At 70.2% G+C, this 21,955-nt stretch carries 22 protein-coding genes and 1 pseudogene; 8 read left to right on the top strand and 15 right to left on the bottom strand.

Annotation, left to right across the window (positions count from 1 at the left end):
• Positions 1-9 precede the first annotated feature (9 nt).
• Together QRN26_RS15965 and QRN26_RS15960 are read right to left on the bottom strand one after the other, a co-directional pair.
• Positions 10-897, bottom strand: a complete 888-nt coding sequence (locus QRN26_RS15965; RefSeq protein WP_056010573.1) for a LysR family transcriptional regulator — start codon at positions 895-897, stop codon at positions 10-12.
• Positions 898-958: 61 nt separating this feature from the next.
• Positions 959-1,624 (bottom strand): SIMPL domain-containing protein, encoded by a 666-nt coding sequence (locus tag QRN26_RS15960; RefSeq protein WP_285037512.1) that lies wholly within the window; start codon positions 1,622-1,624, stop codon positions 959-961.
• Between the two features lie 72 nt (positions 1,625-1,696).
• Here QRN26_RS15960 and QRN26_RS15955 point away from each other — a divergent pair, with 72 nt between their 5' ends.
• Both QRN26_RS15955 and QRN26_RS15950 read left to right on the top strand, forming a co-directional pair.
• Entirely contained in the window at positions 1,697-2,281 is a 585-nt protein-coding gene (locus QRN26_RS15955; protein WP_056010567.1) for a hypothetical protein, read from the top strand.
• A gap of 75 nt (positions 2,282-2,356) precedes the next feature.
• On the top strand, positions 2,357-3,511 hold the full coding sequence (locus QRN26_RS15950; RefSeq protein WP_285037511.1) for an FAD-dependent oxidoreductase: 1,155 nt from the start codon (positions 2,357-2,359) through the stop codon (positions 3,509-3,511).
• Between the two features lie 20 nt (positions 3,512-3,531).
• Here the strand turns inward: QRN26_RS15950 and QRN26_RS15945 are convergent, their stop codons facing one another.
• Positions 3,532-4,467, bottom strand: a complete 936-nt coding sequence (locus tag QRN26_RS15945; RefSeq protein ID WP_285037510.1) for an EamA family transporter — start codon at positions 4,465-4,467, stop codon at positions 3,532-3,534.
• 89 nt (positions 4,468-4,556) lie between these two features.
• Here QRN26_RS15945 and QRN26_RS15940 point away from each other — a divergent pair, with 89 nt between their 5' ends.
• Positions 4,557-5,198 carry a CGNR zinc finger domain-containing protein gene (locus QRN26_RS15940; protein ID WP_082456219.1) on the top strand — a complete coding sequence of 214 codons (642 nt, stop codon included), beginning with the start codon at positions 4,557-4,559 and terminating at the stop codon, positions 5,196-5,198.
• Here QRN26_RS15940 and QRN26_RS15935 read toward each other — a convergent pair.
• Positions 5,146-5,697 carry a DinB family protein gene (locus tag QRN26_RS15935; RefSeq protein ID WP_056782292.1) on the bottom strand — a complete coding sequence of 184 codons (552 nt, stop codon included), beginning with the start codon at positions 5,695-5,697 and terminating at the stop codon, positions 5,146-5,148. The two genes, QRN26_RS15940 and QRN26_RS15935, sit on opposite strands and share 53 nt — an antisense overlap.
• A 96-nt stretch (positions 5,698-5,793) precedes the next feature.
• Positions 5,794-7,092 (bottom strand): serine hydrolase domain-containing protein, encoded by a 1,299-nt coding sequence (locus QRN26_RS15930; RefSeq protein ID WP_162235766.1) that lies wholly within the window; start codon positions 7,090-7,092, stop codon positions 5,794-5,796.
• Positions 7,093-7,238: 146 nt separating this feature from the next.
• On the opposite strand from QRN26_RS15930, the gene QRN26_RS15925 reads away from it, so the two are divergent.
• The 4 genes from QRN26_RS15925 (at position 7,239) to QRN26_RS15910 (ending at position 9,416) form a co-directional block, all read left to right on the top strand.
• Positions 7,239-7,547, top strand: coding sequence for a DUF2470 domain-containing protein (locus QRN26_RS15925; protein WP_350223930.1), 309 nt, complete (start codon positions 7,239-7,241; stop codon positions 7,545-7,547).
• A 94-nt stretch (positions 7,548-7,641) separates the two neighbouring features.
• Positions 7,642-8,052, top strand: a complete 411-nt coding sequence (locus tag QRN26_RS15920) for a DUF4383 domain-containing protein (protein WP_285037509.1) — start codon at positions 7,642-7,644, stop codon at positions 8,050-8,052.
• Between the two features lies 1 nt (position 8,053).
• Positions 8,054-8,668 carry a hypothetical protein gene (locus QRN26_RS15915; RefSeq protein WP_285037508.1) on the top strand — a complete coding sequence of 205 codons (615 nt, stop codon included), beginning with the start codon at positions 8,054-8,056 and terminating at the stop codon, positions 8,666-8,668.
• 94 nt (positions 8,669-8,762) lie between these two features.
• Positions 8,763-9,416 carry a biliverdin-producing heme oxygenase gene (locus QRN26_RS15910; protein ID WP_285037507.1) on the top strand — a complete coding sequence of 218 codons (654 nt, stop codon included), beginning with the start codon at positions 8,763-8,765 and terminating at the stop codon, positions 9,414-9,416.
• 19 nt (positions 9,417-9,435) lie between these two features.
• Here QRN26_RS15910 and QRN26_RS15905 read toward each other — a convergent pair whose 3' ends face one another.
• Both QRN26_RS15905 and QRN26_RS15900 read right to left on the bottom strand, forming a co-directional pair.
• Positions 9,436-9,870 carry a hypothetical protein gene (locus QRN26_RS15905; RefSeq protein WP_056010543.1) on the bottom strand — a complete coding sequence of 145 codons (435 nt, stop codon included), beginning with the start codon at positions 9,868-9,870 and terminating at the stop codon, positions 9,436-9,438.
• Positions 9,871-9,959: 89 nt separating this feature from the next.
• Positions 9,960-11,219, bottom strand: coding sequence for an ATP-dependent DNA helicase (locus QRN26_RS15900; RefSeq protein ID WP_056010540.1), 1,260 nt, complete (start codon positions 11,217-11,219; stop codon positions 9,960-9,962).
• A 66-nt stretch (positions 11,220-11,285) separates the two neighbouring features.
• Here QRN26_RS15900 and QRN26_RS15895 point away from each other — a divergent pair, with 66 nt between their 5' ends.
• Complete coding sequence (locus tag QRN26_RS15895) at positions 11,286-12,353, top strand: hypothetical protein (protein WP_285037506.1); 1,068 nt, start codon at positions 11,286-11,288, stop codon at positions 12,351-12,353.
• A gap of 10 nt (positions 12,354-12,363) precedes the next feature.
• On the opposite strand, the gene QRN26_RS15890 is transcribed toward QRN26_RS15895, so the two are convergent.
• The 8 genes and pseudogenes from QRN26_RS15890 to rpmB form a co-directional block, all read right to left on the bottom strand.
• A complete protein-coding gene (locus tag QRN26_RS15890) occupies positions 12,364-14,358 on the bottom strand; it encodes a bifunctional copper resistance protein CopD/cytochrome c oxidase assembly protein (protein ID WP_285037505.1) in 1,995 nt (664 codons plus the stop codon).
• A 52-nt stretch (positions 14,359-14,410) separates the two neighbouring features.
• Positions 14,411-17,629, bottom strand: coding sequence for an AAA family ATPase (locus QRN26_RS15885; protein WP_285037504.1), 3,219 nt, complete (start codon positions 17,627-17,629; stop codon positions 14,411-14,413).
• Entirely contained in the window at positions 17,629-18,798 is a 1,170-nt protein-coding gene (locus QRN26_RS15880) for an exonuclease SbcCD subunit D (RefSeq protein ID WP_285037503.1), read from the bottom strand. Before QRN26_RS15880 ends, QRN26_RS15885 begins: the two co-directional genes overlap by 1 nt.
• Positions 18,799-18,992: 194 nt before the next feature.
• Positions 18,993-19,274 carry an HU family DNA-binding protein gene (locus QRN26_RS15875; protein ID WP_056010531.1) on the bottom strand — a complete coding sequence of 94 codons (282 nt, stop codon included), beginning with the start codon at positions 19,272-19,274 and terminating at the stop codon, positions 18,993-18,995.
• Between the two features lie 205 nt (positions 19,275-19,479).
• Positions 19,480-20,892: pseudogene (locus QRN26_RS15870) on the bottom strand (MFS transporter); the annotation flags it as partial.
• Positions 20,893-21,012: 120 nt separating this feature from the next.
• On the bottom strand, positions 21,013-21,318 hold the full coding sequence (rpsN, locus tag QRN26_RS15865) for a 30S ribosomal protein S14 (RefSeq protein WP_056010528.1): 306 nt from the start codon (positions 21,316-21,318) through the stop codon (positions 21,013-21,015).
• A 2-nt stretch (positions 21,319-21,320) separates the two neighbouring features.
• Positions 21,321-21,488 (bottom strand): 50S ribosomal protein L33, encoded by a 168-nt coding sequence (rpmG, locus tag QRN26_RS15860; RefSeq protein ID WP_056010525.1) that lies wholly within the window; start codon positions 21,486-21,488, stop codon positions 21,321-21,323.
• On the bottom strand, positions 21,488-21,724 hold the full coding sequence (gene rpmB, locus QRN26_RS15855) for a 50S ribosomal protein L28 (protein WP_056010522.1): 237 nt from the start codon (positions 21,722-21,724) through the stop codon (positions 21,488-21,490). Before rpmB ends, rpmG begins: the two co-directional genes overlap by 1 nt.
• Positions 21,725-21,955 lie beyond the last annotated feature (231 nt).

Below are 21,955 nucleotides of genomic sequence, written 5' to 3'. Positions count from 1 at the left end.
CCCCGCCGCTCACGGGCGACCGATCCGCGCGCTCTCCCATTCCTCGCGGACGAACCGCACGAACTGTTCGACGGCCGGCGACACGGCTCGGACGCGGCTGGTCGCGACGCCGATCACCCGGACCGCCTCGTCGTCGAGCGGGACGAGCACGACACCCTCGATGCTCGTCGAATCGGGAAGCACGGCGATGCCGACCCCGGACCGCACGAGCCCGCGGAGCGTCGACAGTTCCGACACCTCCATCGACACCCGCGGCACGATCCCGTGGCGGGCGAAGTACGCGTCCGCGATCTGCCGCAGACCGGAGTCGGTGGTCATCGCGAGGAACTCCGTCTGCTCGAGATCGCCGGCGGCGAGCGACGTCCGTTCGGCGAGCGCATGCCCCGCCGGCACCCCGAGCGCGAGCCGCTCGGAGGTGAGCGGACGCCATTCGATCTCCGGATCACGCGGCTCCGGGCTGAGGAAGGCGACGTCGGCCGAGCCGGAGCGGAGCGCGTCGAGCACGCTGTCGGCTTTGCCGCCGTCGAGGACGAACCGGATCTCCGGCAGCAGCGTGCGGTATTCGCTCACGATCCGCGGGATGAGCCAGCCGCCCAGCGAGGACACGTAGGCGATCGAGACGAGACCGGCCGAGGGGTCGCGGAGTTCGTCGATGCGGGACTGCGCGTTGTCGAGTTCCGTCTGCGCCCGGAGCGCGTGCACGAGGAGGATCTCGCCGTAGCGGTTGAGCTCCAGGCGGTTCTTGTGGCGGTCGAACAACTCGACCCCGGCGTCCGCCTCGAGCCGGCCGATCGCCCTCGTGAGGGTCGACTGGGAGATGCCCAGCGCCTCGGCCGCGTACGGGACGTGCCCGTCTTCGGCGAGCGCACGGAGGTACGCGAGTTCGTCGATCCTCATGCCCTCATGATGCCGCACTCCCGGGTCGGCCGTGCGACGCCTTCGGCGGTGGAGTGACTGGTCAGGAAGCGGCGAAGCGGGCGTGCACACGGGCGGCCACCGTGATGTCCTCGGGCTTCAGATCGAGACCGCCGTCACCTGCCGGTGCCGCCGCCCCGCGCATCATGGGGGCGGCGTTCTGGGTGCTCGTCGAGCGCGTCTCGTCGCCGAGCATCCCGGGCTCCGCAAGCGCGATGGGTCGCACGCTACCGAGCCCGAGGCTCCTGGCGTAGCTCGTCGCGCGGTCGACCGCGTCGCGCACCGCGCTGTGCTGCGCCTCGGCCGTGATGCGGTGCTTGGTCGCCTCGGTGAGGGCCCAGGTCACGCCCCCCACCGTCACGCCGTCCTGGCTCGCGATCTCCTCGACCCAGCGCGCCAACGTCTGCAGCTCGGCGAACTTCACCTCGAGCACGACGGAGGCATGGTGCACGAGCGGCAACTGTTTCCCGTCCTTGTTCCAGGGTCGCTCGCTCCAGACGCGCAGACGGTCGGCGGACCACCAGGTGACCGCCGACTGCGCGCGGAGACCCTGCGCGGCCTGGGTGAGCGCGTTGTGGACGGCGGTGGTCCGGGCGACGACGGACTCCCGGGCCGGCCCCTCGAACCCTGCGGAGAGACGGACGGTCCCACGCTCGGCCGGGTGGTGGTAGTCGAAGCGGCCCTCGACGGTGATGATCGTTTCGGTCATACCGGGCACTCTATCCCCGCGCCCCGTGGGACCGCCCGGCCGCCACCCGGCCCGTCGGCTAGCATCTCGACCATGACGGACGGCGGAACCTGGGCGGATCGACGGCGCGCGCGCCACGACGATGCACGACGGGGGTTCGACCGCGCCCAGCGTCGTGGCCTGGAACCGGGCGACGTCGAGACCGTCGCGAAGTACCTCAAGGAACGGGTCTACGCGACGTTCACCGGCCTCGCGATCGTGCTCGTGCTCGCGGCCAACGTCGAGCATCACGACGCGGCGGACGCCCTCTTCTCCCTCGTGATCGGCGTCGTCGGGATCACGCTCGCGGGGCTCGTCGCCGAGATGATCGCGCATCTCACCGCGCACGGTGCCTTCCCCGATCAGGGCGGATGGCGCACGATGCTCCGGATCGCGTGGGGTTCGCTGCTCACGGTGGCGACGCCGACCATCCTCCTCGTGCTCGCCGTCGTCGGGGTCATGGAGGTGGCGACCTCGCTGCGCGTCTCGGCGATCGTGTACCTGATCACGCTCGGGCTGAGCGGATGGTTCGCGGTCCGTCGGGCACGGCTGACGATCTGGCAGCAGCTCATCGCCCTGGCGGCCCTCGTCCTCCTCGGTGTGCTCGTGATCGGCGTGCAGGTCCTGGCCCACGGCTGAGGCTCGTGGATCGGTTCCGCGGCGACCGGGACGGGCTCCGGAAATGCGGGGGCGGTCGGCGACGTTGAGTCCCGTGTGAGCACTCCGGAGACCGTCGACGTCGTGGTCGTCGGTGCGGGTCAGGCCGGCCTGTCCGCCGCGTACCACCTCCACCGTCGCGGGTTCGTGCCGCTCGACGCAGTGCCGCTCGACGCAGCCGGGGGCCGAGCGACCGACGACGACACCCGCACCTTCGTCGTGCTCGACGCCGACGACGCCCCGGGTGGCGCCTGGCAGCATCGCTGGCGCTCGCTCACGATGTCGACGGTCAACGGCATCTACGACCTCCCCGGCATGCCGAAGCCCGAGCTCGACCCCGCGTCCCCGAGCGTCGACGTCATCCCGCCGTACTTCGCGGCGTTCGAGGAACGCTTCGCGCTGGCCGTGCGTCGCCCGGTCCACGTGCGCGCCGTCCGACGGGAGGACGACGACCCGCACGGTCACCTCCTCGTCGAGACCGCGGCGAGCGCCGGTCAGCCGCCGACGGTGTTCCGCGCTCGTGCAGTCGTGAACGCCACGGGCACCTGGACGAAGCCGTTCTGGCCCGCCTATCCGGGCCGCGAGCGATTCGCCGGGCGTCAGCTGCACGTGGCCGACTACGTCTCAGCCGAGGAGTTCCGCGGCCAGCGCGTGGTCGTGGTGGGTGCCGGCGTGTCCGCCATCCAGCTCCTCGACGAGATCTCCCGCGTCGCCGAGACGGTGTGGATGACGCGTCGCGAGCCGGAGTGGGTGGAGGACGAATTCGACACCGCGGCACGGGTCGCGGCGATCGCAGGTGTCGAGGAGCGTGTCCGTCAGGGCCTCCCGCCGGGCAGTGTGATCTCGGTGACGGGCATGCACTGGACGCCGTGGGCGCGGTCGGCCGAGGCGCGAGGGGTGCTCGTGCGGCATCCGATGTTCCGGCGCATCGAGGAGGACGGCGTGATCCTCGACGACGGCTCCTTCCTGCACGTCGACGCGATCCTCTGGGCCACCGGGTTCCGCGCGGCGCTCGACCACCTCGCACCGCTCGGGATCCGCCTCCCCGGCGGCGGGATCCGGATCGACGGCACCCGGGCCGCCGACGAACCACGGCTGCACCTCATCGGCTACGGCCCGTCCGCGTCGACGGTGGGCGCCAACCGGGCTGGTCGGGCAGCGGTCGCGGCGATCCTCGCCGATCTCGACGCGGTACCGGCCTCAGTCGGCTGAGCCCGGTACTGCGCCGCCGGTCACTGCACGGGGACGGGGATCGGCACGGCCGGAGCGCGCTCGGAGCGCACGAAACCGATGCCGAGCAGGATGCACACCCCGCCGAGGAGCTGCGCGAGCGACAACTGCTCCCCGAGGAGGACCCAGGCGAAGCCGGTCGCCGCGACCACCTCGAGGAGTCCGGCGAAGGACGCGAGCCGGGACCCGAGCATCTGACTCGCCGTGATGCTCGACGCGTACGCCACGGCCGTCGACACCACGCCGACGAACAGGAGGGGCACCCACCAGGCCACCGCGGTCCCGAGGACGGTGACGTCGCTGTCCGACGTCGTGAACGGCACCCCGACGAGCCCGGCGAGCCACAGGCTGAGCGCACCGATGAGCAGGCCGATGGACGCGAAGGCGACGGGCGGGAGCCCCTTGGCCGGACGAGCCGAGATGACGTAGTACGCCGCGCACCCGACCATCGCGAGGATCGCGAAGACGAGCCCAGCAGGGTCGAGGGTCGCGCCGCCACTCGGAGCGACGACGAGCACGAGCCCCACGAGCGACACGACGGAACCGACGAGCACGACGGTCGCCGGGCGATGCCTGGTCAGCACCCAGGCGACCGCGACGAGCAGGAGCGGCGCCATGTACTCGACGAGGATCGCCGTGCCGACGGCGATGGTCTGCAGTGCGGCGAAGTAGACGAGCTGCGTCGCCGCCACACCGATGAGGCCCATGCCGAGGAGCCGCCAGCGACCTCGCCACACCGCATCCCAGCGTCCACGGAGCGCGAGGAGGGCGAACGGCGCGAGCACCACACCGCCGATCAGCGCCCGGACGGTGACCGCTGCGGCCGGACTCCACCCGGAGGCGAGCACCGGTTTGATGAAGGCACCCGAGGTGCCGAACGCGACCGCGGCGAGCACGGCGACGAGCAGACCGACCGTGGTCGAGGATGTGGACTTCATGCGAGCCTCCGACTGCCGCGAGTGGGGCCGGCGGAAGGGTGGACGCCCGGCTGAGATGAAGCTATCGTCGGAGTGAGTAAGGAGTCAACTTGCATTTTGCCCCTGACACTGAGGACGCGTTGCTGTTCGCCGCGCTGCTCGTGAACACCCGCGCCGGAGCGTCGAGGAGCGGCGAGGACGAGCTCGCGACACCGGCCCGACTCGTCGAGCTCCTCCGCGTCAGCCGCTACTCCGGGAGGGTCGACGGCGACGAGGCCGAGCGCGCCGCGGTGGCAGCGCTCCGGGAACGGGTCCATGCCCTGTGGCGGACCGACGCCGACGGCCCCGACACCCGCGACCAGGCCGTCACGGAGATCAACGCGATGCTCCGCGAGTCGGCTGCACTCCCCCAGTTGCGCCGCCACGACGGCTTCGACTGGCACCTCCACGCCACCGAGTTCGACGCCCCGCTCGTCGACCGGATCCAGACCGAGATCGCCATGGCTCTCGTCGACGTCGTGCGGTCCGACGCCTGGGACCGCCTCCGACTGTGCGCCGCCGACGACTGCGACGGCCTCCTCGTCGACCTGTCGCGCAACGGTTCCAAACGGTACTGCTCCGTGCGCTGCAGCAATCGCGTCAACACGATCGCGTTCCGCGCGAGGGCGCAGGAACCGCTCGACGACGGCTCAGATGCGGCTACGCCTCCGCCCGCGTCACGTCCCACAGGTGGTGGATCGGATCGTGGATGAAGTAGCGGCCGAGGGTCTCCGTCGTGAAGCGCGCTCCGTCGCTCCGGCGGGCGGTCCGGCCCAGCGCATCGTCGGGGACCCCTTCGAATGCAGCCGCCAGCGTCGCCGCCGCCTCGGTCAACTCCGCTGAGACGACCCGCGGGTCCTGCTCGCCGTAGCGCTCCTCGACGGCCGTCGCGTCCTGGTCCCAGTTCGCGAACGTCGGGTCGTCCTCGTCCAGGACGAGCCGCAGTCGGACGTCGAAGATGCGGAAGACGTCGCGCACGTGGGCCGCGTACTCGAGCGGCGACCAGGTCCGCGGGTCGGGCCGCGTCCGGACGTCGGCACGCTCCAGGACCGCCGGCCACGCGGCGGCGACCTCCCGGATCGCGTCGGGCAGCGCGCGGAACGCGACCTGGGCCGTGTCGAGCCCGCAGTCCGGGCAGGGGCGTTCGAGGACCCAGGTCCAGCTCTTCGTCTCCGGGACGATCCCGGTCTCGTCGGGGGTGTGTGTCGTCATGGCTTCACCCTAGGAAGCGGAGTCGCTCAGCGGCCCCCGGAAACCGTCATCGTGCCACGATCCAGCGCCACGCTGCGGCCTCGGAGACCGCGCGCACTACCCGGCAGGGGCGACGGGCGGCGCGCAGACCATCGCCGAGGCGGCGAGCTGTTCGGCCATCTGCTGCTCCGACCACGGGAGCGCGATCTCCGGAGCCTTCTGCCCGCTCGCCGGCGCCGCCTTGGCACCGATGGACGCGAGTTCCATCGCCAGCGCCTGCACGAAGCCGGCACCGAGCGTCGAGTTGTTGAGCATCACGACGACCGTGAGGCCGGAGGTCGGGTCTGCGAAGGCCGCGGAGAGCGACCCGGGCATGGATCCGGCCTGACCGCGGAGCGGCCCGAGCTGCACGCCACCGACACCGAACGTCTTCCACGTCGGCTGGTCGTCGCCGAGGGCGACCGGGTCCTTCCACTGCTTCTTGTAGGTGCTGTCGTTCAGCAGCGAACCCGAGGCGAAGGACTGGGTGAACTTGCGCAGGTCGTCGACCGAGGAGACGACGCCGCCCGCGGTCCACACCATCGACGGGGAGAGTTCGGTCTCGTCCGTCGGGGTGTCGCACTGGAAGGTGCCGTCGGCGATGCGCGGCGTCAGGTACCCCTTCGGGTGCGAACCGGGAAGGGTGACCGTGGCGGCGTCGGGGAAGCTGGACTTCGACATGCCGAGCGGCGAGAAGACGTAGTGGTCGTAGAGGGACTGCCACGACTGCCCGGTGAGTTCTTCGAGCGCCATCCCGAGCAGGATGTAGCCGGTGTCGCTCGAGCCGAAGAGCGCGCCGGGGGCCGTGCGCGAACCGCTCGCCAGACCGTTGGCGAGGATCTCGGCCATCGACCAGTTGCGGGTCGGGTTCGTGACGAACTGGGCGTTGAGGGCGGGCGTGTACGTGCCGAGCCCCGAGGTCCCCTGGCAGAGCTGCTGGAAGGTGATGCCGTCGATGCCCTGGATCTGCGGAAGGGTCTTGTTCACCTCGTCGGTGAGCTTGATCTTGCCCTCGTCGACCAGCTCGAGGAGCACCGTGCAGGTCATGGGACGCGTCGTGTCTGCGATGCGGTAGACCATGGACGGGTCCATCTTGGTCTTGCCGCCCGGCTCCGTCGTGCCGACGCCCGCCGTGTAGCTGCCGGCCCAGGGAGCCCAGACGCCGACGATGGCTCCGGAGGAACCGGACTGGGCGACGGCGGATTCGACCGCGGCCGTGATGGCGTCGGTCGTGTCGCCGGCCAGGGCACCGCTCACCTGATCGGGGAAGTCGGTGTCGGACACCGAGGGTCCCGAGCAGCCGACGAGCACCGTCGCGAGCGTCGCCGCCGTGAAGAAGGCGGCGAGGCGTCTGCGCCTCGAAGCTGTTGCAGTCAAGTCATCCCCCTGATGAGCGGTCTGCCGGACTGCAGACTGCTCCCGATTGTAACCGGGGTCGGCTGGGAGCAGCGGTCGCGCGCCGCGCGCCGGGCACCTCGCCCACGGCCCTGGTGCGCCGACCGATGATGGTGTTCCCTGGAGAGGTGACCTCGAACCCGTTCCCGCAGTCCACCGTCGACGCCGTCCTGGCGCACATGAACGGTGACCACCCCGACGACAACCTGCTCATCGTGCGGGCGTTCCTCGAACCCGCCGCCGAGGCCGCCACGATGATCTCGTTCGACGAGACGGGCGGCGAGTGGACGTGGACGGTCGACGGCACCGCTGCCGGTGGACGGGTGCCCTGGCCGGCGGGCACGATCTCCGGGCGCGGTGAGATCCGCCGCGAGGTCGTGGCCCTCTACGACACCGCCTGCGAGCGCCTCGGCGTGGAGCCCCGCCCGCACGACTGAGCGGCGGCGTCGACCAAACCGTCGGGTGTCCGACCTCCGAACTCCTCCATGCCCCGGGAAGCACCCGCGGCCCGACGGACCCCAGGAGGCTCCCATGCGTCACTCACCCAACCGGCTCTTCGCCACCGTCTTCGGCGCGGTCTACGTGGTGGTCGGACTCCTCGGCGGCATCGTCGCCGGCGGCCTGCCGTTCCTCACCACCGAGGGTGGACTCCTCCTCGGGATCTTCGAGGTCAACCCGCTGCACAACATCGCACACGTGCTCATCGGTGCCGCCCTGCTCATCGCGGGCCTGTCCAGCGCGGTCGCAGCCAAGACCGTCAACACGGTCATCGGAGCGTTCTACCTGCTGCTCGGCGTCGTCGGGTTCTTCATCGTCGGATCGGCGCTGAACATCCTCGCGCTGAACACCGCCGACCACTTCCTCCACCTCGCGAGCGCGGTGGTCCTGCTCGGCGCCGGACTCGCGGCCGACAAGCGCGTGTCGCGGGTGGCGACGGCCTGACATGTCCACGTCGACCGCACGCGTGACCGCCCGGGCGGACGACGACGTCATGACCCGCTCCGGGACGACCTCGATCGCGAACAGCCTGTTGGCGATGGCCGCCCTCGGCGCCGGTCTCGTGTTGGTCGCGACCGGCGCCGGGTCCTCGCCCGTCGGCGCGGTCCCGCTCGTGGCACTCGGGGTCGGCGCGCTGCTGTGGGCTGCCGTGGTCCTCGTCCGGGACCGCGTGCCGGGGCTCCGTGCGTCGTTCGTCGGCGCCGTGGGTGCAGTCGTGGTGTGGGTGGTCTTGTACGGGCTGGCATCCGTGGGCGTCACGACCGTCCCTCCGTTCCTCCCGACGTTGTCGTCGACGGTCCTCCTGCTGACGGTGGCCGGCGTGCTCGCACGGCGGCTCCGGAGGCTCACGCTCGCCGCGACGGCACCGGAGGAACTCGAGCTGGACGAGCTGGTGGCCCACCGGAGCCGTCGCCCGCGTCCGGCACCGAGCACCGGGCGCTACGTCCTCACCCTGCTCGCAGGAGCCGCGGTGGTGGCGGCACTCACGACGCCGGCGCTCGCGCAGACCCGAGCCGGCGCGTTCGCGGTTCCGCACGGTTCCCTGCACAGCAGCCACTGATCAGCTCCACCCCCGCCGAATCACCCTCCCCTCCGAGAGCGCAGACGGCTACACTTAGGCAACCCTTACCGACAACGCCGACGTGGAGTCCGACATGAGCACTGTGATCCCCTTCTCCCAGGCACTGCGCGAGCGCACCTCCGCCGGACACGCCTCCAGCGAGGGCGCGGACTTCATGGGCGACCTCATGACCGGGAAGGGGTCGAAGGCGGACTACGTCGCCCTGGTGGCCCAGCACTTCTTCATCTACGAAGCCCTGGAGGCCGCGGCCGACCGCATGCGCGCCGACGCCGTCGCCGCACCGTTCATCAGCGACAAGCTCACGCGACTCCCCGCGATCGTGCAGGACCTCGAGTTCCTCATCGGGCCGGACTGGCGCGAGCAGATCACCCCGCTCCCGACCACCGCCCGCTACGTGGCTCGCATCAACGAGGTCGGCGCGATCTGGCCGGGCGGCTTCGTCGCCCACCACTACACCCGCTACCTCGGCGACCTCTCCGGCGGGCAGATCATCCGCACCCTCATGCAGCGTCAGTTCGGCTTCGACACCAACGGCGTCGGTTTCTACCTCTTCGGCGACATCGCGAAGCCGCGCGAGTTCAAGGACACCTACCGCGAGCAACTCGACGCCGTGCCGTGGGACGACGACGAGCAGGTGCGCGTGATCGAGGAGGTCATGGTGGCCTACCGCTTCAACACCGACCTCTTCCGCGACCTCGCGACCGCGAAGGCGACCGCCGTCGCCTGAGCCGCGAGCTCCCGTCCGACTACATCGTCAGTGAGAGCGCCAGGACGCCGAACATGGCGACGAACACGAGGGCGAGCACCGCGTACACGGCGATCTGCGCGCCGCGTCCCTTGATGACCGCTTGGCCGCGCGGCGCGAGTGATCCCGAGACCCACTGCTGCGCCGGCGCGATGTAGTCGAGCGTCGGCGCCTCGCCGGGGTGCAGCAGGTAGTCGGCATGGCCGAACTCCCACAGCCAGGCCATCGAGCACGCCACGTGCACGGGCCGATCGGCGGGCACCGTGAACTGCGACGGCCCCCAGTTCGGACGGTGCTCGAAGCCGTCGATGCGGACGACGAGCGGGATGAACCCCCAGTACCCGGCGAACGGCGGCTTGCTGGTGTGCAGCTCGAGCGTGCGCCAGGCGGTGATCGGACCGGGCTGCGGCTGGCCCTGTGGCATCGGATGCGTCATAACCGATAATCGTAGGGTTACCGGCCCCGTTCGTTCGCCCCTTGTCGGGCGACCGAGCGCCGATTCGCCCAGAAACGGGCGAGCGAACGCTACTGCCCCGACATGAACCGCTTCACGTCGGTGTCGACGATGATGTCGCTCGGACGCAGCGGACGCGAGAGGTAAAGGCCGTCCAGTGTGGAGATCCGGCTGAGCGCGACGTAGCTCTGCCCGGGGCTGAACGCACGGCTCCCGAGGTCGACGATGGCTCGGTCGTAGGTCTTGCCCTGGGACTTGTGGATCGTGACCGCCCACGCGAGCCGCAGTGGGAACTGCGTGAACTCCGCCACGATGTCGCGTTTCAGCTGCTTCGTCACCGCGGAGTAGGAGTACTTGTACTTCTCCCACGTCGCCGGCTCGACCTCGAACTGCTCGCCGTCGACCTCGACCCACACGGTGGAGTCGATCTTCACGACCGTCCCGAGCGTGCCGTTCACCCAGCGACGTTCGCTGTCGTTGCGGAGGAACATGACCTGCGCACCGACCTTGAGGTCGAGGGCCTCGTCGGCCGGGAACGCGCGGCCCCCGAAGTCACCCGAGACCTCGGCGTTGGCGGTGAGCGGCTTGCCGTCCAGCTTCGCGAGCGCCGCCTTGTTGATGCGGTCGACGGTGTCGTTGCGGCTCGCGAGCGTGATGACGCCGTCCTCCGGTGGGGTGCGCGCCCCCATACCGTTCAGGCGCCCGGCCATCTCAGCGGTGACCTGCCCGTGACGGACCCCGTTCAGCAGGTACTTGAACTCGGCCTCGTGCTGACGGTGGATCTCCGTCAACTCGACGAGCTGCAGCGGGGTCTCGGACCACACCTTCGCGTCGAAGAACCAGAACGAGCGGTACGTGTCGGCGATGTAGGCCCGCTCCTCGAGGCTGCCCGGCACCGGCGCGAGCTGGTACGGGTCGCCGAAGAGGACGATCTGCACCCCGCCGAAGGGCTCGCGCGGGCGCTGCCGGGCCTGACGGAGACTCCGGTCCATGGCGTCCATCAGGTCGGCGCTCACCATGGAGACCTCGTCGACGACGAGCGTGTCGATCGCGTTGAGCAGCTTCCGCGTCTGGTCGTTCTGATCGATCGTGTGGTCGGCGATGAGCCCGATCGGCAACCGGAACAGCGAGTGGATGGTCTGGCCGCCCACGTTCAGGGCGGCGACGCCCGTCGGTGCGCAGATGGCCAACTGCTTCGAGGTGTTCCACGCGAGGTGGTTGAGCAGCGTCGACTTACCGGTGCCCGCTCGGCCCGTGACGAACAGGTGCTCGCGGGTGCTCTCGATGCGGTCGAAGACGGCTTGCTGCTCGGCGGAGAGGGCTACGCTCATGGTGCTTCGGTTCCCTCCCGTTTTCGCCCTCCAATCCTACGGGAGGCGCCCGCCTAGGATGTGGGGATGAGCCATGTCGCGACGCGTGGGGAGCTGCGACGCCCGGGGGCGGTGCGCGGTGCACTCGTGCGCGCCGTCGTGCTGTGGCTCTGCATCGCCGCGCTGCTCGTCGCCGCCATCCTCTCCGCCTGGTCGGCCGTCGCCCGTGACGTCTACGGCGCGGGATCGTTCGCGAGAAGCTACCTCCAAGCACTCGCCACCGACGACGCGGCCGCGGCACTCGCGCTCCCCGGGGTCGCGCTGAGCTCCGCCGAACTCGAGGAGGCCGGGCTCCCCGCCGACAGCTCGGACGCCCTCCTCCGCAGCGAAGCGCTCGGCACGATCGAGAACGTCCGGCTCGTGTCCGACGTCACGACCGCCGCCGGAACCCACGAGGTGACCTTCTCCTACCGGCTCGCCGGCCAGCCGCACCGCACCGCCTTCTCGATCATGAGCGGCGAACGCACCTTCGGCCTCTTCCCGTCCTGGCGGTTCGAGACGAGCCCCCTGAGTGTCGTCCGGCTGACCGTCGCGCACACCACCGGATTCCTGGCCAACGGCTTCGAGCTCGACAGCCGCCGCGTGGCTGCAGGTTCCGAGGGCGCCTTCACCTCCACCGTCCCGCTCCTCACCTTCACCCCGGGCAGTGTGGACTTCTCCGTCGACACCCCGTACCTGACGGCGTCCGTGGACACGGCCACGACCACCGAGGTCGCGAGTGTCGTCGACGCCGAGGTGACGGCGAACGCCACCCCCGGGTTCGTCTTGGAGGTGCAGACGCAGGTCAACGAGTACCTCGACGGCTGCGCCGCCCAACAGGTGCTCCAACCCACGGGGTGCCCGTTCGGCATGCTGATCCGCGACCGCGTCGACGACCTCCCCGTCTGGTCCATCGCGAGCTACCCCGTCGTCGACGTCCAGCCGGGCGACATCGGCTGGCAGATGCCCGCGACGGGCGGCGCCGCCCATATCGTCGTCGCGGTGAAGTCACTCTTCGACGGGACCGTCTCGACCCTGGACGAGGACGTGCCGTTCACGCTGTCGGCGTTCGTCACCATCCGGAACGACGGCTCCCTCTACATCGACCTCCGCTGAGGCCCGCCCGCTAGGAGCGGGTGTCGTTCGCGGCCATCCGGGCGAGACGCTCGTTGTACTCGTTGAGTTCGGCGTCGTTCGTCCGGTCGGCGTTGCGGTCGAGGCGTTTCTGGTCCTTCGCGTCGCTCTTGCTCCACGAGATCGCGACGGCCACGGCGAGCGCGAGGGTCGGGATCTCGCCCACACTCCAGGCGATGCCGCCGCCCGTCTGCTGGTCGAGCAACGGGACCTGCCCCCAGGTACGACCCATCGCCCCGAACCAGTCGGCGAGGAAGAGTCCGGTGGAGGAGATGATGGCGAGACCGAAGAAGGCGTGGAACGCCATCGTCGCGAAGAGCAGGAGCAGCCGCATCGGGTACGGCAGTCGGTACGGGACCGGGTCGATGCCGATGAGCGACTGGACGAAGAGGTACCCGGTGATGAGGAAGTGCACCACCATCCACTCGTGGCCGATGTGGTCCTCCATGGACCAGCGGAACAACGGCGTGTAGTAGAACACCCACAGCGACCCGGCGAACAGCACCGCGGTGACGATGGGGTTCGAGATCACGCCCGCGAACTTCGAGTGCACGGCGAGCAGCACCCATTCGCGACCGCCACGGGAGTCGTCCTGGCGTTTGCGGACGGCCCGCGCGAGCAGGGTCACGGGGGCGCCCGGGACGAGCAGGACCGGTACGAGCATGGTCAGGCCCATGTGGCCGAGCATGTGCACACTGAAGAGGTAGGGCTGGTAGACGTTGATGCCGCCGCAGGTCAGGTAGAAGAGCACGAGCAGCCCGAGCACCCAGCTCACGGTCCGCAGGACCGGCCAGGAGTCGCCGCGGCGATGGAGGCGGACGACACCGGCGATGTAGAAGAAGATGCCGAACGCGCAGGCCAGCAGCCAGAGGAGGTCGATGTTCCACTCGGTGAAGTAGCGGGCGAAGGTCAGCTCGGGTGGCAGCTCCTCACCCGTGAGCAGGACGGCCGGGGTGGGTGTGCTCGGGATCGCCTGGTCGACGGGCGGAGCGGTCTTCGCCAGGGCCGCTGCGGCACCGGACGCGATGCCCATGAAGCCGAGTTCGAGGGCGACGAGCCACCAGAACGTGCCGGTACGGGTGGTGGCGGTGGTCGCGCGCTCGGCTGCGGACCGCTCGATACGCCCGATGAGCACCCGACGCTGCAGCGCACCGAAGAGGCCGAGCGCCAGGAGCGCGAACACCTTGACCAGGACGAGGATGCCGTAGGGCGTGCCGAGGCGGTCGAGCGAGCCGATGCGCAACTCGGCACTCACATACCCGGACACAGCGACGACGACGAACGACACCAGGGCGACCGTCGAGTACCGCAGGAGCACGGGCGCGAGTCGGCCGTCTTCGAGGGTCTTGCGGATGAACACGAGCGTGAGCAGCCCGCCGAGCCAGATGGCGGCGAACACGAGGTGCAGACCGAGCGCGGTGACGGCCGCGTTGTGCCCGCTGGCCTCGGCCGAGTGCCCCTGCTGGGCCATGGGCAGGAGCGAGACGAGCGACAGCCCGAAGACGAACACGACCACCGTGTGGTTGCGGACGGCGAAGCAGAGCACCGTGACGGCCGCGGCGATGAGCGTGGTCTGGAGCCAGGCCTGACCGGACTCGATGCTCGTGAAGAACAGGCTGAGTTTGGCGCCGAACGCGTCGTCGAAGGTGAGCGGCACCTGCGTGACGTTGAGGAAGGTGAAGAACCCGGTCACGCCGGCGGCGACGGTGAAGACCGCTGCGCCCGCTGCCGCGACGTCGAGCGCCGCACCGTATTCACGACGATCCGGGCTGAGCGCCCAGCAGGACATGAGCAGCGCGCCGATGGTCACGGCCGCGCTGAGGTTCACGAGCAGCTGCGCGACGGGCAGGCCCCAGCGGACCACCGCACCGGGATCGCCCAGCAGCTGGGCATCGGCACCGCCACCGAAGGCGAGACCCGCGAGGAGGGTCGCCACCGCCACGAGGAGCAGCAGGGCGGGACCTGCGAGGCGGACGGCACGATTCACGGTGCAAGCCTACGCGGCGCTGCTGGGAACCCGGACCGCAGTGTGACGCCGTTCACGCCCGGACGAGGAGGGTGGACGAGCCGTCCTCCAGCCGACGGACCTCGATCCGCTCGCCGATGCGCTGCTTCATCTCCTCGACGTGACTGACGACACCGACGACCCGGCCACCCGCCGAGAGACGGCCGAGTTCGGCCATCACCGTGTCGAGGGTCTCGGGGTCGAGACTGCCGAAGCCCTCGTCGACGAAGAGCGTGCCGAGTTCGACGCCACCGGCCTCACCGGTGACGACGTCGGCGAGCCCGAGTGCGAGGCAGAGCGAGGCGTAGAAGGTCTCGCCGCCGGAGAGCGACTTCGGGTCGCGTCGGCGATCGGTCCGGTGATCGTGGACGGTGAGCGACAGGCCGACCTTTTGGCTGCGGGAGGGGCCCTCCTTGAGGTCGCTTCTGACGAGCTCGTAGCGGCCACCCGACATCGATTCGAGGCGGGCGTTCGCCGCCGCGACGACATCCTCGAAGCGGCGCAGCAGGACGTAGGTGCCGAGTGTCACCCGGGTGGCGTTCTCGCTGCCGGAGGCGGACACCACGTCGGCGAGGCGCACCACGGCCGCGGCCTCTCGGATGGCCTCGGCGTTCTCCTCCGCCGCCGCTTCGAGCGCGGCACCGGCCGTCGCCGCATTGCTGGCGCGTCGTGCCGACACCGCGGCCGCGGCCGTCGCCGTCCCAGCCGCCGCCTCGGCCTCCGCCAGGCGTTGGGCCGTCGCGACGACGTCCGGAGCCTCGGCGTCCGCCGCCTCGACGATGCTCGGGCTCGCGAGGGCCTGGGCGTTCGCCGTCGTGTGGCGCAGATGGTCGGCGACCCGCGCCTCGGCGTTCGCGCGCTCCACGCCGCCCATCGCCGCCGCCTCCGCTGCCGCCCGGTCCGGGAAGCCGGCGCGCTCGAGCGCCGCCTCCAGCTCGACGGTCCGTTCCGCGTCGCGCTGACGCCGCTCGGCGAGGGACGTGCGCGCGCCGGCGAGCTCGGCGAGCGCGGCGAGTTCGGAGGCGAGCAGGGCATCCAGCTCGGCCAGCGACGGGGCCCGGTCGTCCAGGACCCTGAGCACCTCGACACGGGCCTGCTCGTGCGCGCGTTCAGCCGACGCGGACCGCTCGATCAGGGTCGCGCGCTCGGCGACGAGCTGCGCCTCCGCGACCACACCGGCGAGGTGTTCCTCGGCGAGCCGACCAGCCTCCGCGAGCTCGGCCTGGGCGTGTTCCGCAGCGGAGGCCGCCTCCGAGCGCTGCCGCTCGGCAGCGTCGACCGCGGCGTCGACCTCGCTCCTGGCCGCCGCGGGGTCGAAGCCGGCCGTCGCGGCCACCGGCTCGGTATCGCGGTCGTGCTCGGATCCCAAGTCCGCAGCCTCGGCCTCGGTTCCGGCGAGGTCCTCACCGCTGTCGACGGCGAGCGTCAGGACCGTCTCCACGAGGCGTCGGCGCTCGGCGAGCGCGAGGTCACGGGCCTGCTGTGCCGCGTGCAGGGCGGTCTCGGCCTCGTCGCGCGCGGCGGCGGCCGCCTCGACCGCGTCAGCGTCGGGGTGATCGCCCGCGAGCGCGGCGGGAGCCGGGTGGCTGAGCGAACCGCAGACACTGCACGGCTCACCGTCGACCAGGCCTGCCGCGAGCTCGCCCGCCATCCCGTCGATCCGGCGAAGCCGCAGAGCGGTCTCGGCTTCGACCGCGGTCTTCGCCGCTGCCGCCGCGCTGGTGAACCGTGCGGTGAGTCCGGAGAGGCGCGCATCCGCGGCGTCCACCTGGTCGAGCGCCGTCCGGCGTTCGGCGGCTCGCGCCACCAAAGCCCTCGCGCGCTCCAAGGTGGCGGCGGCGTCCGCAGCGCGCTGCGGTGCTTCCTCGAGGGCAGCTCGACGGGCGTCCCGTCGGGTCTGTTCCTCGGCCAGTTCCGCGAGCCGGTCGTCGAGCTGGGCGAGTTCGGCGCGGAGGCCGTCGAGCACGAGCTGGCGTGCCGCGGTGCCGGCCTCGAGCGCGAGCACGGCGGTCAGGCCTGCGCGCTCGACGGTGATCGCCTCGCGACGCGACGCGAGGCCCGTGTCGTCCAGGGCGACGATCCGTTCGTCCGTCTGCCGCTCCACCTCGGCGAGGGCCTCGCTCGCGGCGTCGAGCGCGGTGGCAGCCGCCGTGGCTCCGGCCATCGCGGATGCGACCGTCTCGGCTCGCGCGGCCGCCGCGACCCGTTCGGTGAGGGCGGCGACGGGCTCGTCGTCGATCGCGAGCAATTCGCGCTCCCGCAGCAGCTCGGCGCGTCGGTCGAGCGCGGCGAGCAGCGTCGTCGCAGCGACGTGTTCGGACCGAGCCTGATCGAGCGCCTGCCGTGCCTCGGTGGCGGCGGCGGCATCTGTCACGGCGAGCCGTTCGAGGACGGCGACCACGCGTTCGGCGTTCGCGAGGAGGTCCGGCGAATCGGCTTCGAGCGGAACGGCGAGGGCGGCCAGCTCGGCCTCGGTGCTCGTACCGGGATCAGGCACCGCGAGCTCGAGCGCAGTGGGGTCCACTCCACCTGAGCGGTCCGACCCCGCAGCATCCACGAGCGCTCGGGCGTCGTCGAGTTCCGCGGCCCCGGCGAACCGGGCGATCGCTCGTCCGAGCGCCTCCTTCGCCCCTTCGATGTCGCGCTGCGCCTGCCGCCGTTGCTCCACGAGGTGCCTCGCGAGCCGCTCGTAGTGCTCCGTCCCGAAGAGCGAGCGCAACAGTTCGCTGCGTTCCTCACCACCCGCGGCGAGGAACTTCGCGAACTCCCCCTGCGGCAGGACGATGGTCTGCACGAACTGCTCGCGGGTGAGTCCGACGATGCGGCTGATCTCGGGACCGATCTCCTGGGCGCGCGTCGACAGGGTCTCCCCGGTGGCGGCGTCCGGATCCGTCAGCCGGACGAGGGTGGCGCTCGCCTGCTGCGGCGTGAAGCCGGTACCTCGCTGCTTGGGCCGCTGATACGCCGGCGTCCGGCGCACGCGGTACACGCCGGATCCGGTCTCGAACACGAGCTCCACGAACGGTTCCGTGCCGGGGAGCGCGTGGTGCGAGTGCAGTCGATCCTTGCTGGCGCCGGTGCCGGCGAGCTCGCCGTACAGGCCGAAGACGATGGCGTCGATGATCGTGGACTTCCCGGCCCCGGTCGGCCCCTCGAGCAGGAACAGTCCTGCTCGGCCGAGCTCGACGAAGTCGATGGTGTGTTCACCGGCGTAGGGGCCGATGGCTTGGAGGGTGAGTCGGTGCAGTCGCATCAGGCGCTGCCCTCCATGGCGAGGGCGGCTTCGTTGGCCGCCGCGATGAGCTCGCGCTCCCGCGGTGTCGCCGACGCGCCCGTCGCGTATTCGATGAACTCCGCGGTGACCTCCACCGGGTCGGAGACCGCCGTGACCGCTGCGGCCCGTGCGTCCTCCGATCGGTTCGCGGGCGCGTGCGACCAGACGAGCAGGTGGGGGAACCGTCGACTCAACGCGGCGTAGAGCTCCGGCGGACGGACGTCGTCGGTGACCGTGGCACGCACCCATGCGTCGACCGCCGCATCGCCGAGCGGGCCCTCCAGCTCGGCGAGGGTGCCGGTCACGTCGACGAGGCGGCGCGGGACGGGCGCCGGCAGCAGCTGCAGCTCGACGGAACCGTCGGCTCCGAGATCGACCAGCACACTGGACTTCACCTGATTCCGCTCCGAGAAGGAGTAGGCGAGCGGCGACCCCGAGTAGCGCATGCGCTCGACTCCCGAAGCAGCGCCCACACGCTGGGCGCCGTGCAGGTGGCCGAGGGCGACGTAGTCGAAGCCGTCGAAGAGCTGAGCCGGGACCGCGTCGACCCCGCCGATCCGGATGTCGCGTTCGCTGTCGCTCGCGAGCCCACCGATGACGAAGGCGTGCGCGGCGACGACCGATCGCACCGGCTGCTGCTCCCGGCGTGCGGCGAGGTCGGCTCGCACGCGGTCGAGGGCGGCGCCCATCACGGCGGCATGCGAACGGGCGAGCGGCGCGTCGGTCGGTCCGAGGACGCCCCTCGCGGTGTCGGGGTCGAGGTAGGGCAGGGGGTAGAAGGCGACGGGGCCGTGCTCGTCGTCGACGACGACCGGTTCGCCGACGCGCGTGAGGTCGGCTCGGATGTCGATGCCCTCCCGCAGCATGGCCGCTCCGAAGCCCAGACGGATGGCGGAGTCATGGTTGCCCGGGGCGAGGATGACGCGAGTGCGGGCCGCCAGGCGCCCGAGCGACTCCGACAGGAGCGTCACGGCCTCGACGGGCGGGATCGCGCGATCGTAGATGTCGCCGGCCACGAGGAGGACGTCGACCGAGTGTTCCTCGACGAGCTGCTCGAGGTGCTCCAGGACGGTGCGCTGGTACGGGAGCAGATCCACGCCGTGCAGTGACCGCCCGAGGTGCCAGTCCGAGGTGTGGAGGATCCGCATGGAAGCAATGCTAGGCGGATGCGCCGACACCGCAGTGTCCGCGGATGGCCGGATGCCCGACCCGTCGCTGCCCGCGAGACGTCCTCCTCCACGAACGACAGCAGGGCGTCGCTCTCGCGACGCCCTGCTGTCGTGGGCTGGTACGGAACCGTGTGGTCCGGGCCGAGCCGTCGCGGACCGTGGTCCGCGAGGAGTTACTTGACGGAAGCCTTGAGCTTCGAGCCGGCGGTCACCTTGACGCGCTTGCCGGCCGGGATCTGGATCTCGGCGCCGGTCTGCGGGTTGCGGCCCGTGCGAGCGGCGGTGTCGGTCTGCTCGAAGGCGATCCAACCCGGGATCGAAACCTTGCCGCCCTTGGCGACGGTCTCAGCGACGGTGGTGAACAGCGCGTCGACAACGCTGCCGACGGTCGCCTGGCTCTGGCCGGTCGATGCGGCGATGGCGGCGACGAGTTCGGTCTTGTTCAAATTTGCCATTGTGAGGGTCCTCCTCGGACGTTGCTGCAACGTACAGCTGACTGGTTGGTAGCGAAGGTGTCGCTGATACGGCACCAACTGGTCGGTGTGACCGCCTCGAATGTAGCAGCAATCCGCGAGAAATCAGGGATGTATCCGCTGTTCGCGGACAAACGGACCTGCGTGTCGGTTGTTTCCCAGCTGGGAGCGGCCCGGACGTCGACCCTCATCGCACGCCGATCACGCTGTGCCCGGCAGCGCGCGAGAGCAGCCATGCCTCGATGGTCGGGAACAGCGTGAGCACGGCGATCCCGATGAAGGCGAACTGGTAGGGCAGGAGGAGACCTCCACCGGAACCGGCCTCGAGCGAGAACCCTGTGGACAGGAGGATCGCTCCCACCGCGACGCCGAACCCGCTCGCCGCCTGTTGCAGGGTCGAGTTCAGGGTGTTCGCCCGCGACATGTCCGCTGGTTCGACGTCGGCGAAGGTGATCGTGTTGTACGCCGTGAAGCCGACCGAGCGCGCGACACCGCTCAGGAACAGGAGGAGCGCCATGACGACGATGGAGGTGTCGGCCGTCAGGAACGCCATGGCGACCATGCACAGCACCCCGATGACGTTCGACGAGACGAGTACGAGTCGGAACCCGAACCGTCGGAGCATCCACGTGGTCGCCGGCTTGATGGCCAGGTTCCCGGCGAACAGGAACAGCACCATCGATCCGGCTTCCACCGGCGTCCATCCGAACGCGTCCTGGAACAGCAGTGGGAGGAGGAACGGAACGGCGCTGATGGTCAGGCGGTAGACGCTGCCGCCGGCGTTCGCCAATCGGAACGTCTCGACGCGCAGGGAGCGGAGGTCGACGAAGGGATGGGTGGCACGCAGGAGGTGTCGGACGGCCAGGCCGAGCAGGGTCAGGCCGACGGCGAGGGACACGGCGAACCAGAGCGGTTCGAATCCGAGGCCGGAGACGAGGGATGCGGCGATGAGCAGCGAGGCCAGGCCGAGGCAGCTGAGCGACAGCCCCAGCCAGTCGAGCGGCGGCACGTCGTCCGCGGCGAAATCGGGGACGATGCGGAGGGCGACGATGAAGGCTGCGACACCGAGGGGCACGTTGATGAGGAAGATCCAGTGCCAGGAGGCGAACTGCGTGATGACGCCGCCGAGGAACGGCGCGATGATCGGTGCGGCCAGCGCCGGCCAGGTGAGGAGGGCGATGGCCTGGATGAGCCGGTCTTTGGGGGTCACGCGGAGGACGGCCAACCGTCCCACGGGCACCATCAGTGCGCCTCCCACGCCCTGGAGGACCCGGAACCCGACGAGCATCGGCAGCGTCGAGCTCAGGGCGCAGAGGATGGACGCGATCGTGAACAGCGCGATGGCGGTGGCGAAGACGCGCTTCGCGCCGAAGCGGTCCGTCAACCAGCCGCTGACGGGGATGAGGACGGCGACGGTGAGGAGGAACGCGGTGACGGCGAGGCCGACGGCGGTCGACGAGGTGCCGAGGTCGCGCGCGATGCTCGGGGCGGCGGTCGTGAGGATGGTGCCGTCGAGGTTCTCCATGAAGAAGCAGCCGGCGACGAGGAGTGCGATCGCTCGTTGCGTCCGGACGTCCAAGAGCGCCTCCTCGTCGGTGTGGGATCGCCTCCGATCCTTGCAGCTGTGGCCGGAGACGCGAACAGGCCGCCCGCGATGCGGACGGCCTGTTGGGTGTTGCGATGCTGCGTCAGCGGAACACGTGTTCCGGCTGCGTGGCTGTTACCAGCTCGACTTGCGGACGCCGGGCAGTTCGCCCTTGTGCGCCATGTCGCGGAAGCGCACGCGGCTGATGCCGAACTTCGAGAGGTTGCCCCGGGGGCGACCGTCGATGGCGTCGCGGTTGCGGAGGCGAACCGGCGAAGCGTTGCGAGGAAGCTTCTGCAGGCCCACGCGAGCGGCTTCACGCGACTCGTCGGTGCCGGCGGGGTCGACCAGGGCCTTCTTCAGTTCGGCGCGCTTCGTGGCGTAGCGGTCGACGATAACCTTGCGCTGCTCGTTACGGGCGATCTTGCTCTTCTTAGCCATCGTTAGCGCTCCTCTCGGAATTCAACGTGCTTGCGCACTACGGGGTCGTACTTCTTGAGCACGAGACGGTCGGGGTTGTTGCGACGGTTCTTCTTGGTCACGTACGTGTAACCGGTACCAGCCGTCGAACGGAGTTTGATGATCGGACGGACGTCCTGCTGCTTAGCCATTAGATCTTCACCCCACGAGCGAGAATGTCCTTGACGACGGATTCGATGCCACGAGCGTCGATCACCTTGATGCCCTTGGCGGACACCTTGAGGGTGACGTTACGACGCAGCGAGGGCACGTAGTAGGTCTTCTTCTGCACGTTCGGGTCGAAGCGGCGCTTCGTGCGACGGTGCGAGTGCGAGATGTTGTGACCGAAGCCTGGAACGGCTCCTGTCACCTGGCACACTGCTGCCATAGTAGTTTCTCCTTCATTACCGCAGGACGAGTGTCCTGCCCAAGATCTCTTGTCGGCGTCGCGGTCCTCGAGCCGGAGCTCTGGGACCGTGATCACGATGGGGACATGGAGCGTCCACACCAAAGATCGAGCCTACGCCATGTAGACCCGACAAGCAACTGCATTCTGTTGTGCTTCGTTAACGCAAAATGGCCACCCAAGAACCTTGGGTGGCCATTTCAACGAAGAAGT

The sequence above is a fragment of the Plantibacter sp. ME-Dv--P-095 genome (assembly GCF_030209365.1).
GTDB lineage: Bacteria > Actinomycetota > Actinomycetes > Actinomycetales > Microbacteriaceae > Plantibacter.
This window is presented reverse-complemented; position numbering and strand designations above follow the sequence as displayed.

Bases quoted from the DNA above. Each gene is read 5' to 3' on its own strand.
- QRN26_RS15965 (WP_056010573.1), bottom strand. From the start codon at position 897: ATGAGGATCGACGAACTCGCGTACCTCCGTGCGCTCGCCGAAGACGGG.
- QRN26_RS15960 (WP_285037512.1), bottom strand. From the start codon at position 1,624: ATGACCGAAACGATCATCACCGTCGAGGGCCGCTTCGACTACCACCAC.
- QRN26_RS15955 (WP_056010567.1), top strand. From the start codon at position 1,697: ATGACGGACGGCGGAACCTGGGCGGATCGACGGCGCGCGCGCCACGAC.
- QRN26_RS15945 (WP_285037510.1), bottom strand. From the start codon at position 4,467: ATGAAGTCCACATCCTCGACCACGGTCGGTCTGCTCGTCGCCGTGCTC.
- QRN26_RS15935 (WP_056782292.1), bottom strand. From the start codon at position 5,697: ATGACGACACACACCCCCGACGAGACCGGGATCGTCCCGGAGACGAAG.
- QRN26_RS15920 (WP_285037509.1), top strand. From the start codon at position 7,642: ATGCGTCACTCACCCAACCGGCTCTTCGCCACCGTCTTCGGCGCGGTC.
- QRN26_RS15915 (WP_285037508.1), top strand. From the start codon at position 8,054: ATGTCCACGTCGACCGCACGCGTGACCGCCCGGGCGGACGACGACGTC.
- QRN26_RS15910 (WP_285037507.1), top strand. From the start codon at position 8,763: ATGAGCACTGTGATCCCCTTCTCCCAGGCACTGCGCGAGCGCACCTCC.
- QRN26_RS15905 (WP_056010543.1), bottom strand. From the start codon at position 9,870: ATGACGCATCCGATGCCACAGGGCCAGCCGCAGCCCGGTCCGATCACC.
- QRN26_RS15900 (WP_056010540.1), bottom strand. From the start codon at position 11,219: ATGAGCGTAGCCCTCTCCGCCGAGCAGCAAGCCGTCTTCGACCGCATC.
- QRN26_RS15895 (WP_285037506.1), top strand. From the start codon at position 11,286: ATGAGCCATGTCGCGACGCGTGGGGAGCTGCGACGCCCGGGGGCGGTG.
- QRN26_RS15885 (WP_285037504.1), bottom strand. From the start codon at position 17,629: ATGCGACTGCACCGACTCACCCTCCAAGCCATCGGCCCCTACGCCGGT.
- QRN26_RS15880 (WP_285037503.1), bottom strand. From the start codon at position 18,798: ATGCGGATCCTCCACACCTCGGACTGGCACCTCGGGCGGTCACTGCAC.
- QRN26_RS15875 (WP_056010531.1), bottom strand. From the start codon at position 19,274: ATGGCAAATTTGAACAAGACCGAACTCGTCGCCGCCATCGCCGCATCG.
- rpsN (WP_056010528.1), bottom strand. From the start codon at position 21,318: ATGGCTAAGAAGAGCAAGATCGCCCGTAACGAGCAGCGCAAGGTTATC.
- rpmG (WP_056010525.1), bottom strand. From the start codon at position 21,488: ATGGCTAAGCAGCAGGACGTCCGTCCGATCATCAAACTCCGTTCGACG.
- rpmB (WP_056010522.1), bottom strand. From the start codon at position 21,724: ATGGCAGCAGTGTGCCAGGTGACAGGAGCCGTTCCAGGCTTCGGTCAC.